The 13,769-nt window shown below is 73.2% G+C and carries 14 protein-coding genes; 8 read left to right on the top strand and 6 right to left on the bottom strand.

The window, feature by feature from the left end; genetic code table 11:
• The 5 genes from VF825_RS03050 to VF825_RS03030 form a co-directional block, all read right to left on the bottom strand.
• Positions 1-864: helix-turn-helix domain-containing protein (locus VF825_RS03050; RefSeq protein ID WP_331110012.1), on the bottom strand; the 864-nt coding region annotated here is incomplete at its 3' end.
• A 165-nt stretch (positions 865-1,029) separates the two neighbouring features.
• Complete coding sequence (locus VF825_RS03045; RefSeq protein WP_331110010.1) at positions 1,030-3,153, bottom strand: 3-hydroxyacyl-CoA dehydrogenase NAD-binding domain-containing protein; 2,124 nt, start codon at positions 3,151-3,153, stop codon at positions 1,030-1,032.
• Positions 3,153-4,370 (bottom strand): thiolase family protein, encoded by a 1,218-nt coding sequence (locus tag VF825_RS03040; RefSeq protein ID WP_331110008.1) that lies wholly within the window; start codon positions 4,368-4,370, stop codon positions 3,153-3,155. Before VF825_RS03040 ends, VF825_RS03045 begins: the two co-directional genes overlap by 1 nt.
• A 109-nt stretch (positions 4,371-4,479) precedes the next feature.
• Positions 4,480-5,748 carry an HRDC domain-containing protein gene (locus tag VF825_RS03035; protein ID WP_331110006.1) on the bottom strand — a complete coding sequence of 423 codons (1,269 nt, stop codon included), beginning with the start codon at positions 5,746-5,748 and terminating at the stop codon, positions 4,480-4,482.
• Positions 5,749-5,770: 22 nt separating this feature from the next.
• Positions 5,771-6,352: a DUF3000 domain-containing protein gene (locus tag VF825_RS03030; protein WP_331110004.1), complete on the bottom strand. Its 582-nt coding sequence runs from the start codon at positions 6,350-6,352 to the stop codon at positions 5,771-5,773.
• Positions 6,353-6,415: 63 nt separating this feature from the next.
• Between VF825_RS03030 and VF825_RS03025 the strand changes: the two genes are divergently transcribed.
• From VF825_RS03025 to VF825_RS03015, 3 genes are all read left to right on the top strand, one after another.
• On the top strand, positions 6,416-7,246 hold the full coding sequence (locus tag VF825_RS03025; protein WP_331110002.1) for a DMT family transporter: 831 nt from the start codon (positions 6,416-6,418) through the stop codon (positions 7,244-7,246).
• Positions 7,247-7,325: 79 nt separating this feature from the next.
• Entirely contained in the window at positions 7,326-8,372 is a 1,047-nt protein-coding gene (hemE, locus tag VF825_RS03020) for a uroporphyrinogen decarboxylase (protein WP_331110000.1), read from the top strand.
• Positions 8,373-8,410: 38 nt separating this feature from the next.
• Entirely contained in the window at positions 8,411-9,160 is a 750-nt protein-coding gene (locus VF825_RS03015; RefSeq protein ID WP_331109998.1) for a maleylpyruvate isomerase family mycothiol-dependent enzyme, read from the top strand.
• Here the strand turns inward: VF825_RS03015 and VF825_RS03010 are convergent.
• Positions 9,120-9,866, bottom strand: a complete 747-nt coding sequence (locus VF825_RS03010; RefSeq protein ID WP_331109996.1) for a DUF4349 domain-containing protein — start codon at positions 9,864-9,866, stop codon at positions 9,120-9,122. The two genes, VF825_RS03015 and VF825_RS03010, sit on opposite strands and share 41 nt — an antisense overlap.
• Here VF825_RS03010 and VF825_RS03005 point away from each other — a divergent pair.
• The 5 genes from VF825_RS03005 to VF825_RS02985 form a co-directional block, all read left to right on the top strand.
• A complete protein-coding gene (locus VF825_RS03005) occupies positions 9,841-10,089 on the top strand; it encodes a hypothetical protein (protein ID WP_331109994.1) in 249 nt (82 codons plus the stop codon). The two genes, VF825_RS03010 and VF825_RS03005, sit on opposite strands and share 26 nt — an antisense overlap.
• A gap of 146 nt (positions 10,090-10,235) precedes the next feature.
• Positions 10,236-11,654: a protoporphyrinogen oxidase gene (hemG, locus tag VF825_RS03000; RefSeq protein WP_331109993.1), complete on the top strand. Its 1,419-nt coding sequence runs from the start codon at positions 10,236-10,238 to the stop codon at positions 11,652-11,654.
• A gap of 4 nt (positions 11,655-11,658) precedes the next feature.
• Positions 11,659-12,360, top strand: coding sequence for a hydrogen peroxide-dependent heme synthase (hemQ, locus tag VF825_RS02995; RefSeq protein ID WP_331109991.1), 702 nt, complete (start codon positions 11,659-11,661; stop codon positions 12,358-12,360).
• Positions 12,361-12,520: 160 nt separating this feature from the next.
• Positions 12,521-12,724 carry a hypothetical protein gene (locus tag VF825_RS02990; RefSeq protein ID WP_331109989.1) on the top strand — a complete coding sequence of 68 codons (204 nt, stop codon included), beginning with the start codon at positions 12,521-12,523 and terminating at the stop codon, positions 12,722-12,724.
• Positions 12,725-13,185: 461 nt separating this feature from the next.
• The coding region (locus VF825_RS02985) for a DUF222 domain-containing protein (RefSeq protein WP_331109987.1) at positions 13,186-13,769 on the top strand (584 nt) is incomplete at its 3' end.

The raw sequence follows: 13,769 nt of genomic DNA, 5'->3' as shown, positions 1-13,769 counted from the left end.
GGTCGTGCTGCCGATCCCCTCGATCCGCACGCCGAGCTTGTCCAGGAAGAAGCACAGGTCCTGGACCATGTAGTTGGGGGAGGCGTTGCGGATGACCGTCACGCCCTCGTGGCGGGCTGCGGCCAGCAGCGCGTTCTCGGTCACCGTGTCGCCGCGCTCGGTGAGCACGATCGGCCGGCCGGGGGTCACGTCGCGGTCGACGCGTGCCTCGTAGAAGCCGCTGTGCGCGGTCACGTTGAGCCCGAACGGGCGGAGGGCGCTCATGTGCGGCTCGACCGTGCGGGTGCCCAGGTCGCAGCCGCCGGCGTAGGGCAGCTGGAACTCGGGGTACTCGTGCAGCAGCGGCCCGAGGAACATGATCACGGTGCGGGTGCGCCGCGCGGCGTCGACGTCGATGCCCGCCAGGTCGAGGCGGGCCGGCGGGACGAGCTCGAGGTCGTTGCTGTCCGGCAGCCAGCGGGCCTTGACCCCGATGCTGGTCAGCACCTCGAGGATGCGGTTGACCTCCTCGATCCGCGCGAGGTTGCGCAGCGTGGTGCGCCCGCGGTTGAGCAGGGAGGCGCACAGCAGCGCGACGGCGGCGTTCTTGCTCGTCTTGACGTCGATGGCACCGGAGAGCTTGGTGCCGCCGACGATGCGCAGGTGCTGGGCGCCGGAGTGGCCGAGGGAGACGAACTCGGAGTCGAGGCACTCGCCGATGCGCGCGAGCATCTCAAGACTGAGATTCTGTTTGCCCTGTTCGATCCGGGCGACGGCGCTCTGGCTGGTGCCCAGCGCAAGCGCAAGCTCGTTCTGAGTCATGCTCTTGTGGCGACGGGCGTCTCGGATGAGGGTGCCGATCCGGGCCAGGTAGTCCTCACTCATGCAGCGAGTGTAGATCACATGTGAGATACCAGCGACCCGCGCCGCGAGGGCGACCTCTGCGAGGTAATCACCACATACCGCCCGCCGTCAACGTCGGCGTGCCCCGCACGGGCGCGTGGCCGGCATACCTGGTGGGTATGCCGGCCACGCGCGGTGGTGCGGGGATCAGGCCGGGACGCTGGCGACGCCCTGGGGCAGGAAGCGCTGGCCGGTGACCTTCTCGGCGACGCCGGTGCGGTCCAGCAGCGGGGTCAGGCCGCCGTTCCAGAAGGAGAACCCGGCGCCGGTGATCATGGCCAGGTCGATGTCCTGTGGACCGGCGGCGACGCCCTCGTCGAGCATGAGGCGGGCCTCCTCGGCGAGGACCGAGAGCACCCGCTCGCGGACCTGCTCCGTGGTGAGCACGACCGGGTCGGCCGGCTTCTCGAACAGCGCCTCGACCTCGGGGTCGACCACCGGCTTGCCCTCGGGCCAGATGTAGATGGCCGGCTTCCGGGCCTCGACGATCCGGCGCAGGTTCTCCGAGACGTAGAAGCGCTCGGGGAAAGCCCGGGCCAGCGTCTCGTTGTTGTGCAGCGCGATCGCCGGGCCGACGAGCCCGAGCAGGATGAACGGCGGCATCGGCGCCAGGCCGGCGAAGGCCCGGTCGGCCACCTCGATCGGGGTGCCCTCGTCGACGACCTTGGCGACCTCGCCCATGAAGCGGCCGAGGAGGCGGTTGACGATGAACGAGGGGGAGTCCTTGACCAGGATCGTCGTCTTCTTCAGCGCCTTGCCGGTGGCGAACGCAGTCGCCAGCGTGGCGTCGTCGGTCGCCTCGCCCCTGACGATCTCCAGCAGCGGCATGACCGCGACCGGGTTGAAGAAGTGGAAGCCCACGACCCGCTCGGGGTGCTGCAGGTCCCGGGCCATCTCGGTGATCGACAGGGAGGAGGTGTTGGTCGCCAGGACCGCCTCGGCGGAGACCACGGCCTCGACCTCGGCGAAGACCTGCTTCTTGACCGACATCTCCTCGAAGACGGCCTCGATGACGAACTCGGCGTCGGCGAAGCCCTCCTTGCTCGTCGACCCGGTGATGAGGGCCTTGAGGCGGTTGGCCTTGTCGTGGCCGATCCGGCCCTTGCCGAGGAGCTTGTCGACCTCGGCGTGCACGTAGCCGACGCCCTTGTCCACGCGCTCCTGGTCGAGGTCGGTCATGACGACCGGCACCTCGAGGCGCTGGATGAACAGCAGCGAGAGCTGGCTGGCCATGAGGCCGGCGCCGACGATGCCGACCTTGGTGACCTTGCGCGCCAGGGACTTGTCCGGTGCGCCGACGGGACGCTTGGCCCGCTTCTGGGTCAGGTCGAAGGAGTACAGGCCCGCGCGCAGCTCCTCGCCCATGATGAGGTCGGCCAGCGTCTTGTCCTCGGCCGCGAACGCCTCGTCGCGGGTGGCGGTGCGGGCCTGCGAGACCAGCTCGAGGGCGCGGTACGGCGCGGGCGCCGCGCCACCGGTCTTGAGGTCGGCGAAGCCCTTGGCCGCGGCGATCGCGGCCTCCCACTTCTGCTCGTCGCGGTCGACCTCGGGACGCTGCACGGTGACCTTGCCGGTGATGACGTCGGCCGCCCAGGCGAGGGAGTCCTCGAGGAAGGTGACCGGCTCGAACATCGCGTCGGCGGCGCCGAGCTCGAAGGCCTGCGGGCCCTTGAGCATGCGGTTCATGTTGAGCGAGTTCTCGACGATGACCTTGAGGGCCTTCTCGACGCCGACGAGGTTGGGCAGCTTGAAGCAGCCGCCCCAGCCGGGGACGAGGCCGAGGAAGCACTCGGGCAGTGCCCAGATCGGCACGCCGGAGGAGATGGTGCGGTAGTCGCAGGACAGGCCGATCTCCACGCCACCGCCGAGCGCCGCGCCGTTGGTGAACGCGAACGTCGGGACCGGCAGGTCCTCGAGCTTGGCGAAGGTCTCGTGGCCGAGGCGGCCGATGAGCAGCGCCTGGTCGTGCCCGGTGAGGTGGGAGACGCCCTTGAGGTCGGCGCCCACGGCGAAGATGAACGGCTTGCCGGTGACGCCCACGCCGACGATCTCGCCGGCCTCGGCGCGGACCTTCAGCGCGTCCAGGGCCGACGACAGGCCGACGAGCGTGGCCGGGCCGAGGGTGTTGGGCTTGGTGTGGTCGAAGCCGTTGTCCAGCGTGATGAGGGCGAAGGTGCCCGCGCCGCCGGGCAGATCGATGTCGCGGACCCGCGTGTGGGTGATGACCTCGTCGGGGAAGACCGCGGAGAAGTCGGTGTCGGTGGCAGTCATCAGGCTGCGTCCTCCTTGCCGTAGTCGGCGTGGTGCGGGTTCTCCCAGATGACCGCGCCGCCCATGCCGATGCCGATGCACATCGCGGTGAGGCCGTAGCGGACCTCGGGGTGCTCCTCGAACTGGCGGGCGAGCTGGGTCATGAGGCGCACGCCGGAGCTGGCGAGCGGGTGGCCGGTGGCGATGGCGCCGCCGTACTGGTTGACGCGCGGGTCGTCGTCGGCGATGCCGAAGTGGTCGAGGAACGCGAGCACCTGCACCGCGAACGCCTCGTTGAGCTCGAAGAGGCCGATGTCCTCGATGGTCAGGCCCGCCTGCTTGAGGGCCTTCTCCGTCGCCGGGACCGGGCCGATGCCCATGACCTCGGGCTCGACGCCCACGAAGGAGTAGCCGACCAGTCGCATCCGCACCGGCAGGCCGAGCTCGTGGGCGGCCTCCTCGGAGGCGAGGATGCACGCGGTGGCGCCGTCGTTGAGGCCGGCGCTGTTGCCGGCGGTGACCCGGCCGTGCGGGCGGAACGGGGTCTTCAGGCCGGTGAGGTTGTCGATGGTGGTGCCGGGGCGCGGCGGCTCGTCGGCGGTGGCCAGGCCCCAGCCGAGCTCCTCGTGGCGGGTGGCGACGGGGACCAGGTCGGGCTGGATCTTGTTGTTGGCGTAAGCCTTCTCGAGCTTGTTCTGGCTGCCGACGGCGAAGGTGTCGGAGCGCTCCTTGGTCAGCTCCGGGAAGCGGTCGTGCAGGTTCTCCGCGGTGGAGCCCATGACCAGCGCGGAGGGGTCGACCAGCTTCTCGGCGACGATGCGGGGGTTGGGGTCGACGCCCTCACCCATCGGGTGGCGGCCCATGTGCTCGACGCCACCGGCGATGGCGACCTCGTAGGAGCCGAAGGCGATGCTGGAGGCGGTGTTGGTCACCGCGGTCATCGCGCCGGCGCACATCCGGTCCACCGAGTAGCCGGGGGTGGTCTTCGGCAGGCCGGACAGGAGGGCGGCCACACGGCCGATGGTCAGGCCCTGGTCACCGATCTGCGTGGTGGCCGCGATGGCCACCTCCTCCACGCGCTCCGGCGGGAGGTCGGGGTTGCGGCGCAGGAGCTCGCGGATGCAATGGATGACGAGGTCGTCGGCGCGGGTCTGGGCATAGATGCCCTTCTCCCCGGCCTTGCCGAACGGCGTGCGCACACCGTCGACGAAGACGACCTCACGCAGAGTGCGGGGCACGGGTGCCTCCCTTGAAGCGGGGTCGGGTGGTCCGGGGGAGCTCCCCGGTCGCCGCCGATGCTACTCGCGGGTAACAACCGTTGACACCGGCCCTGCCGGGTGAGAGCCGTCACGCCGTGGCGTCGTCGTCCCCGGGGTGGGCGGCGACGGCCGCCGCGATGATCGGGACGGCGATGTCGCACTGCCACTGCCGGGCGCCGAGCGTCGTCAGCGCCTCCCGCAGGGACGCCTCGGTCGCCGGCTCCGGCGGTGTCCACAGCACCCGGCGCAGGGAGTCGGGGGACAGGACGTTCTCCACCGGCACGGAGTGCGCGTGGGCGAACTCGGCCATGGCCGCCCGGGCGTCGGCCAGGCGGGCGGCCGCCACCGGGTCACGGTCGGCCCAGGACCGCGCCGGCGGCGGGCCGTCGGCCTTGAGGGTCAGCAGCGGCAGGTCGTGCTCGGGGATCCGCTTGGCCTTGGCGACCGCACCCAGCCAGGTGCGGGCGTTGCGGCGGGCCAGCCGGCCGGGGTGGCCGTTGGGCAGCTCCTCGGCCGTGGCCGGGGCGCTCAACGCGACCTCGATCAGCGCCGCGTCGGGCAGCAAGCGGCCGGGGGAGACGTCGCGTTCGATCGCCATGGCGTCGCGCTCCTGCCACAGCTCGCGCACGATGGCGGCGGTGCGGCGGTTGCGGACCTTGTGCATGCCCGAGGTGCGCCGCCAGGGGTCCACCCGCGGCGCGGGACCGGTGAAGCGGGTGAGGGCGTCGAATTCCTCGATCGCCCAGCCGGTCTTGCCCTGGGCCTCCAGGTCGGCCGCGACGTGGTCTCGGACCTCCACGAGCACCTCCACGTCGAGCGCGGCGTAGAGCAGCCACGGCTCCGGCAGCGGGCGCGTGGACCAGTCGACGGCCGAGTGCTCCTTGGCCAGGCTCAGCCCGAGGTAGTGCTCCACGACGGCGGCGAGGCCCACTCGGGGCAGGCCGACGAGCCGCGCGCCGAGCTCGGTGTCGAACAGCCGGGTCGGGCGCAGCCCCACCTCGGCCAGGCAGGGCAGGTCTTGCGTGGCGGCGTGCAGCACCCATTCCACGTCGGCGATCGCCTCGGCCACGGGCGACAGGTCGGGGCAGGCGATCGGGTCGATCAGCCACGTGCCCGAGCCCTGGCGGCGCAGCTGGACGAGGTAGGCCCGCTGTCCGTAGCGGTAGCCCGAGGCCCGCTCGGCGTCGATCGCCAGCGGACCGGTGCCCCCCGCGAGGGCCTGCGCCGCCTCGACCAGCCGGCGCTCGTCGACGACCACGTCGGGCACCCCGTCGGCGGGCTGCTGCAGGGGCGTCAGGACGGGTGCGGCGACGTCATCGGTGACGTCCTCGGCGGGCTCGGTGGATCCGGTGTTCACGGCCCCAACCTAGGCGATGGGCTCACCGACGCTGCGCAGGCAGCGCCACGACACCGTCGGGCAGCGGTGGCAGCCCGGCCACCGTGCACAGCAGGTCGGCCCACGCCTGCAGGTGGGTGCCGAGGGCGTCGTCCGTCGGCGTCCACGAGGCGCGGACCTCCATCTCGACGCTGGCCCGGCGGTCGGCGAGGCCGGCGAAGCTCTCGGACACCACGCGGGTCACGGTCCCGGCTTCGGCGGTGTGCTGGGCGCCGCGTCCGGCGAGGGCGTCGAGCAGCCAGGACCAGCCGACCGCCCCCAGCATCGGGTCGTTGGCCAGCTCGGCCTCGAGCTCGGCCCGGGCGAAGGTCACCGCCCGCCACGCCCCGCCCCACGGCTCCGGCTCCGAGGGGTCGTGCAGGAGCACGAACCGTCCGGAGGCCAGCTCCTCGTCGGCGCGCTGGGAGACGACCTCGGCGGTGAGGGCCACGGCATACGGGGCGATGCGCTGGGGAGCGGGCACCTCGGTGAGGCGCACCTCGGGGCGCATCCGCACGTCGCGCAGCTCCTGGAGAGCGCGCGTGAACTCGACCGGGTTGTCACCGGGCAGACGTCGACCACCCACACCACGAGGGTAAGCCGAGCGGGGGCCGACGTGACCCGCGGCGCGCCGGGATACGGTGCGGCGATGCTGGCGTTGTTGGCCCTGGCCTCGAGTGCGGTGTGGGGCACGTCGGACTTCTTCGCGGGGCTGCGCTCACGCAGCCTCGCCGCGCCGGCAGTCGTGGGAGTCTCCCAGGCGTGCGCGTTCGTCGCCCTCAGCGTGCTCGTGCTGGTGCGGCTGCCCGACGTGTCCTTCCACGGCTGGCCGGGGTGGGCCCTGGTCGCCGGGCTCTCGGGGACCCTCGGGCTGGTCAGCTTCTACGCCGCGCTCGGGTCGGGGACCATGGGTGTCGTCGCCCCGATCTCCTCCCTGGGCGCCGTCGTCCCGGTGGTGCTCGGCCTGCTCGGCGGCGAGCAGCCGCCGGCGCTCGCGTGGGCCGGCATGGCCGTGGCGGTGCTCGGCGCCGCGCTGGCCTCCGGCCCCGAGCTCAGTGGCGCGGTGCCACCCCGCCCGGTGGTCCTGGCGTGCATCGCGGCGGTCGGCTTCGGCGGCGCGCTGTACTGCCTCGACCGTGGCGCGCGCGTCTCGCTGCTGGACACGTTGTGGGGGATGCGCCTGGTCAGCGTGCTGCTGTTCGGGGCCGCGGCCCTGGCCCTGCGCACCGTCGCCGGCACCCGGCGGCGAGACCTGCCGGTCCTGGCAGCCATCGGCCTGGGCGACGTCACCGCCAACGGCCTGTTCGCCTTCGCCTCCTCGCGCGGCCTGGTCAGCGTCGCCAGCGTGCTCGGGTCGCTCTACCCCGTGGTCACCGTCGTCTGGGCGCGGTACCTGCTGCACGAGCGGCTGCGCCGGGTGCAGCTGGCCGGGGTCGCCCTCACCGTCCTCGGCGTCGTCGGGATGACCGTCCCGGTCTGAGGCGGTGCGTTGTGTGGAGGCCCGCGGTCGCCGGTGCGAGGGTGACGGAGGGGCTGCTGCTGCGTGGGAGGATTCACGGGTGACTGACGCCCCCCCGCCCCTGCACGACAGCCCCCTGGTCCGCGCCGCCCGCCGGCAGTCCGTGCCGCACACCCCGGTGTGGTTCATGCGCCAGGCCGGCCGGTCACTGCCGGAGTACCGCGCCGTGCGCGAGGGCGTGGGCATGCTGGAGTCCTGCCGCCGGCCCGACCTGGTCACGGAGATCACGTTGCAGCCGGTGCGCCGCCACGGGGTGGACGCCGCGATCTTCTTCAGCGACATCGTCGTGCCGCTGGCCGCGGTGGGCGTCCACCTCGACATCGTCGCCGGGGTGGGCCCGGTCGTGGCCAAGCCGGTGCGCACCCGCGCCGACCTGGACCGGCTGCCGGAGCTGACCCCCGAGCACGTCCCCTACATCAGCGAGGCGGTGCGCCTGCTGGTGGCCGAGCTCGGCGACACCCCGCTGATCGGCTTCGCCGGGGCGCCGTTCACCCTGGCGTCCTACCTCGTCGAGGGCGGTCCGTCGAAGAACCACGAGCACACCAAGGCGCTGATGTACGGCGACCCGCAGCTGTGGCACGACCTGTGCGCCCGGCTGGCGCAGATCTCCGGGGAGTTCCTGCGGGTGCAGGCCGCCGCGGGTGCGTCGGCGGTGCAGCTGTTCGACTCGTGGGTGGGCGCGCTGCCGCGCACGGACTACGAGCGCTTCGTCCAGCCGCACTCCGCGGCGGCGCTCGCGGCCGTGGGCGGCCTGGACGTGCCGAAGATCCACTTCGGAGTCGGGACGGGCGAGCTGCTCGCCTCGATGGGGGCCGCCGGGGCGGACGTCGTCGGGGTCGACTTCCGGGTCTCGCTCACCGACGCGGTCGCCCGCCTCGGAGACCGGTATGCCGTGCAGGGCAACCTCGACCCGGCGCTGCTGTTCGCGCCGTGGGAGGCCCTCGAGGCCAAGGTCCGCTCGATCGTGGAGGAGGGGAAGGCGGCGCCCGGGCACATCTTCAACCTCGGCCACGGGGTGCTGCCCTCGACCGACCCCGACGTGCTGACCCGCGTCGTCGAGCTGGTGCACGAGGTGTCCGCGCGCTGAGGCGCGCGCCTGTCGGCGCCGGGTCCTAAGGTCGGGTCATGAGCGAGCTCTATCCCTACGGCCTGGGTGCCCGGCGCTACCGCGAGGTCCTCGAGCAGGACTTCGCCCGGCTGCGGTCGGTGGCGCCACGCGCCCTGGACCGCCCGGTGCCAGAGTGCGAGGGATGGACCGGGGCGGACGTGCTGCGGCACACCGCGCTGGTCTACCTGCACAAGGTCGAGACGATGCGGCGGGGCGACTGGCCCGACCCATGGCCCCCGGAGGGCCTCGAGGAGGCTGAGCCGCTCGGGCTCATCGACGACGCCCACGGACAGCTCGTGAGCGAGCTCGACGCCCGCGACCCGGCCGAGCACGCCCGGACCTGGTGGCCGCAGGACCAGACCGTCGGGTTCTGGGTGCGGCGCATGGCGCACGAGACCTCGGTGCACCGCCACGACGTCGAGAGCGCCGCCGGCGAGGGCACGCCCGTCGCGGCCGACCTCGCCGTCGACGGGATCGACGAGGTGCTCATGATCATGCTCGCCGGCGACTGGAGCGACGCCCCGGTGGAGTCCGCCACGGGGGCCTGTGTGGTGGTGTCCAGTGGTGGCCACGACTGGGAGGTCACCCTCGGGCCGGAGCGGGTCGACGTCTCGCGGACCGCGTCCGGTGGCGCCGTCGCCACGGTCTCGGGTGAGCCGTCGGAGGTGCTGCTGTGGCTGTGGGGCCGCGGTCCGCGCCCGGACGTCTCGGGGGCGGAGGCCGCGGTCACGGAGCTCCGGGAGCGGCTGGCGCTGGCGACGCGGTGACCCCGGCCTGACGGCGGCGCAACCAGCGCCACAGGGGCCAGCCGACAAGACCGACCAGCGCCGCGAAGGGCAGGAGCGTGCCCACCACGGTGAGCACCGCGGTGACCGACGCCTGGAAGGCGTGCCAGCCCTGGCGCAGCCCGGCCACGAAGCCGGTGTTGTCGACCGTGGCCGCGACGACCGCCGGCGTGCTGAGGGCGACGGTCACCGTCGAGCGGTCCACGCTGCCCTTGAGCGCGGCCAGCTGGGCCTGCAGGGACTCCAGGTCGGCCTCGCGCCGGCTCAGCTCGGACTCCAGCGAGACCACCTGGCCGATGTTCGTCGCCTGGGCGAGGAGCGCGCGCACCCGGTCCAGGCTCGCCTGCATGGTCTTGACCCGGCTCTGGGTGTCGACGTACTGGTCGGTGACGTCCTGGCTGGTCGTGCTGCGGGACAGGACGGTGCCGACGCGGGCGAGCTGGTCGAGGGTGGTGTCGAGCTTGTCGGCCGGGACGGAGACCGTGATCGTGCCGAAGCCGCCGAAGCTCTGGCTGGGCGTGGTGCCGGTCAGCGGCTGGGGGCCACCGTCATTGCCGAGCTGCTCGTTGAGCACGAAGCCGTCGAGCCCCGCGACGACGGTGTGGACCGCGGTCGCGGCTCCGGCGACGTCCTTGACCTGGATCGACAGGCTGGCGGTCCGGGTGATCTTGCGCTCCGCGGCCACCACCTGCGTGACCGCCGCGGACCCCGGCGACGACGCGCCCGAGCCCGAGGCCGGCGGCGCCTTCTGGTCACTGCCGACCGACGAGCCTCCGGCCCGCGACGCGGCACCGACCGACGAGGAGCTGGAGTTCCCGGAGGAGCTGCAGCCCGCGAGGGCCGCGACGAGGAGCGCCCCTGCCACGGCGACCGCGCGGGCGCGCCGGGTCCGGGCGCGGTGTGAGCGGTGAAGGACGGATGTGGTGCGTGGGTCCATGGCTGGCCTCCGGGGTGGTGTTCGGTCGGGCTGCCGTGCTTGTCCGTTGGAGTCCGCGGTCCGGACGGGAGTTCCTGACCCCCGGTTTCGATCCGGTCACGGTGCTGAGAGGCTGCGGCCATGGCGAGCACCAGGGTGGCCGTGGTCGGTGGCGGGATCAGCGGGCTGGCGGCGGCGTGGCAGCTGGTCCAGGCCCTTCCCGGCGCCGAGGTCGTCGTGCTGGACGCGTCCGACCGTCCCGGGGGCAAGCTCCGCTCGGCCGTGGTCGGCGGGGTACGGATCGACGTCGGTGCCGAGTCGATGCTGGCGCGTCGGCCCGAGGGCCTGGACCTGGCCCACGAGCTCGGTCTGGCCGGTGCCCTGGTCCACCCCGCCACCACCCGGGCCAGCGTCTGGTCCCGCGGGGCGCTGCACCCCATGCCCGGCGGCACGCTCATGGGGGTGCCGGCCAACCCCGCCGCCGCGCTGGGCCTGCTCGATGCGGAGGAGATCGCCCGCGACGAGCAGGAGCGCGACCTGCCCGTCACGCCGCTGACCCAGGACGTGTCGGTGGGGGACTACGTCGCCGAGCGGGTCGGGCCGGCGGTCGTCGACCGCCTGGTCGAGCCGCTGCTCGGTGGCGTGTATGCCGGTCACGCCCACCTGCTGTCCCTGCAGGCCACCGTCCCCGCGCTGTGGCAGGCGGCGGTGCGGGGGGAGTCCCTGACCGTGGCTGCGGAGCGGGCCGCGTCGGCAGCGGCGGCGAACGGCACCCCGGCCTTCGCCGGTCTGCGCGGCGGCATGGCGACCCTGGCCGAGTCGCTGCACGCGGCCCTCGTCGCCCGGGGCGTGCGGGTCGTCAGCGACACCATCGTCCGGGCGCTGGAGCGCACGGCCGGTGGCTGGCGCCTGGTCACCGGGCCGGTGCCCGCACCCGTGGCGCTCGACGTGGACGCCGTCGTCCTGGCGGTGCCCGCGGCCCCGGCCGCCAGGCTGCTCGCGCCGCACAGCGCGCCCGCGTCGGCCGAGCTGTCCGGGGTCGACTACGCGTCCATGGCGATCGTCAGCCTGGTGCTGCCCCGGGCCTGGATGCCGCTGCTGCCCGGCTCGGGCTTCCTCGTGCCGCCGGTCGAGGGGCGCACGATCAAGGCGTCGACGTTCAGCAGCGCCAAGTGGGGCTGGGTGGCCGAGGCGGCCGGCGACCTCGTGGTGCTGCGTGCCTCGATCGGCCGCCACGGCGAGGAGGCGGACCTGCAGCGGGGTGACAAGGACCTGGTCGCCGTGGCCTACAAGGAGGTCGGCGAGGCGCTCGGTGGCCCGCTGCCGAGGCCGGTCGACGCACACGTCCAGCGGTGGGGCGGGGCGTTGCCGCAGTACGCCGTGGGGCACGTCGAGCGTGTGGCCCGGATCGGTGAGGCGGTGGCCGCCCTGCCGGGGCTGGAAGTCGCCGGCGCGGCATACGAGGGGGTGGGCATCCCGGCCTGCATCGCCTCGGGGCGGGCGGCGGCGCTCGCCGTCGCCACCCACCTGAAGCAGCGAGTCGGGGACGGGGGAGAATGAGGACATGAGCCCGAAGCCCAGCGCCAGCCAGATCCGCGAGATCAACGACAGCATCCGCTACACGATGTGGTCGGTCTTCAAGGTCAGCGCCCCGTTGCCGGAGGACCGGGCCAAGCTCGCCGCGGAGGTGGAGGCGCTCTTCACCGAGGTCGCCGAGCAGGGCGTGGTCGTGCGTGGCGTCTACGACGTGGCCGGCCTGCGCGGCGACGCCGACTTCATGGTGTGGTGGCACGCCGAGCAGATCGAGGCCGTGCAGTCGGCCTACCACCGGCTGCGGCGCACCGAGCTCGGGCGGCACCTGTCCCCGGTCTGGTCCTCGGCCGCCCTGCACCGCCCCGCGGAGTTCAACAAGGGCCACATCCCGGCGTTCATGGCCGGCGAGGACCCCAAGCGCTACATCTGCGTCTACCCGTTCGTGCGCTCCTACGACTGGTACCTCCTGGAGGACAAGGAACGTCGCGACATGCTCGTCGAGCACGGGCAGATGGCGCGGGAGTACCCGGACGTGCGGGCCAACACCATCGCCTCGTTCGCGCTGAACGACTACGAGTGGGTGCTGGCGTTCGAGGCCGACGAGCTGCATCGGATCGTCGACCTGATGCGTGAGCTGCGGGCGTCGAAGGCCCGGCTGCACGTGCGCAAGGAGGTGCCGTTCTTCACCGGCCCGCGCGTCGAGGTCGCTGACCTGCTGGCCAACCTGCCCTGACCTTCGCCTGGCTCACGGAGCCCACCGTCCCTCGGGACGGTGGGCTCCGTCGTTCCGTACGCCGTGTGGCTGGGTCAGTTTCGTTCGTTCCGGGACAGCGCCCGGGCGGGCAGTGTGCATGACGCGGCGGCCTGTCGGTGGTCGAATGTATGTTCGAACCATGCATCAGGGGGATCGTCGTCAGGGGGCCGCGGCCAGCGGCTCCGGCGGCGTGCCCGCGCTCGAGCTGTCCTTGGCGCAGCGGCGGGAGCTGGTGCGGGCGGTGACCGCGGCGCTGGCCGGGGTGGAGGGGGTGTTGCACCAGGGGGTGGGTGCCGAGCTGGGGCCGTTCTTCGCCGAGCTGGACGCGCTGCGGCGGGGGTGAGAGGCCGGGCAGGTCGCGACCATGGCCGAGGCGCTGGAGCGCGGGGAGGTGTCCTCGTCCTGTGCGACGGCGGCAGGGTGGGTGCTGGAGTGGGCGCCGTCCTACCAGTGCGGCGGTGCGGGCGACCTGGTCAAGGTGGCCCAGGCGTGCCTGGGCCGCCCGGTCGGGGCCGGGACGGCGCAGGTGCTGGACCACGGGGCGGTGCAGCGGCTGCGTTCGTGCGTGCTGTCCGGGCGGGTCGGGGTCCGCGGCGCGGCGGTGGCGTTGGCGGAGCTGGCCAAGCTCAGCCCCCGGCTGACCCCGGAAGCGCTGCCCACCGTCTGGGAGGGGTTCCTGCAGGTCGCGGAGGAGTCCGGTCCGCGGGAGGTGCGGGGGTTGCGGGAGCGGATCATCGCCACCTACGGCCGCAGGATGAGTTCCAGGTCCGCCAGGACCGGCTCCGGCACGGGGTGTCCCTGTCGGTGGGCCGCAGTGATGACGGGATGGTGGAGTACCTGCTGCGGCTGGACCCCGAGGGCGCCTCGGTGCTGGAGGCGGCGATCGGGCCGCTGTCCGCACCGAACCCGGTCGACGGGGTCTCCGACCTGCGCAGCAGCGACCAGCGGCGCGGGGACGCGCTGGTGCAGGCGCTGCGCCGGTCGGCCGCCGCGGGCGGGGACGCCCCGGCGCAGACCAAGGCGCAGCTCTTCGTGACGATGAACTACGAGGACCTCCGGGACGCCTGCGGGTCCGGGACGGTGCTGGGCACCGGGACGACGCCGGGCGCCGGGACCCTGCTCGCGCCGGAGACGGTGCGCCGGATCGCCTGCGACGCCACCCTCATCCCGGTCGTGCTCGACACCCAGGGCGAGGTCCTCGACCTCGGGCGCAGCCGGCGCCTGTTCACCCCGGCCCAGCTGCGGTACCTGTGGCTGCGGGACGGCGGCTGCACCATCCCCGGGTGCAACGCGCCGCCGTGGTGGTGCGACGTGGACTTGCCCGTTTTCTGCGGACACCGGCCAGTGGTTTCGGCCACGGAGAGGTGTTCTCATGAGCACGTACTACT

Origin of the sequence: Oryzihumus sp., from assembly GCF_036391795.1 — a bacterium.
GTDB lineage: Bacteria > Actinomycetota > Actinomycetes > Actinomycetales > Dermatophilaceae > Oryzihumus.
This window is presented reverse-complemented; position numbering and strand designations above follow the sequence as displayed.

Bases quoted from the DNA above. Each gene is read 5' to 3' on its own strand.
- VF825_RS03045 (WP_331110010.1), bottom strand. From the start codon at position 3,153: ATGACTGCCACCGACACCGACTTCTCCGCGGTCTTCCCCGACGAGGTC.
- VF825_RS03025 (WP_331110002.1), top strand. From the start codon at position 6,416: ATGCTGGCGTTGTTGGCCCTGGCCTCGAGTGCGGTGTGGGGCACGTCG.
- VF825_RS03015 (WP_331109998.1), top strand. From the start codon at position 8,411: ATGAGCGAGCTCTATCCCTACGGCCTGGGTGCCCGGCGCTACCGCGAG.
- hemG (WP_331109993.1), top strand. From the start codon at position 10,236: ATGGCGAGCACCAGGGTGGCCGTGGTCGGTGGCGGGATCAGCGGGCTG.
- hemQ (WP_331109991.1), top strand. From the start codon at position 11,659: ATGAGCCCGAAGCCCAGCGCCAGCCAGATCCGCGAGATCAACGACAGC.
- VF825_RS02990 (WP_331109989.1), top strand. From the start codon at position 12,521: ATGCATCAGGGGGATCGTCGTCAGGGGGCCGCGGCCAGCGGCTCCGGC.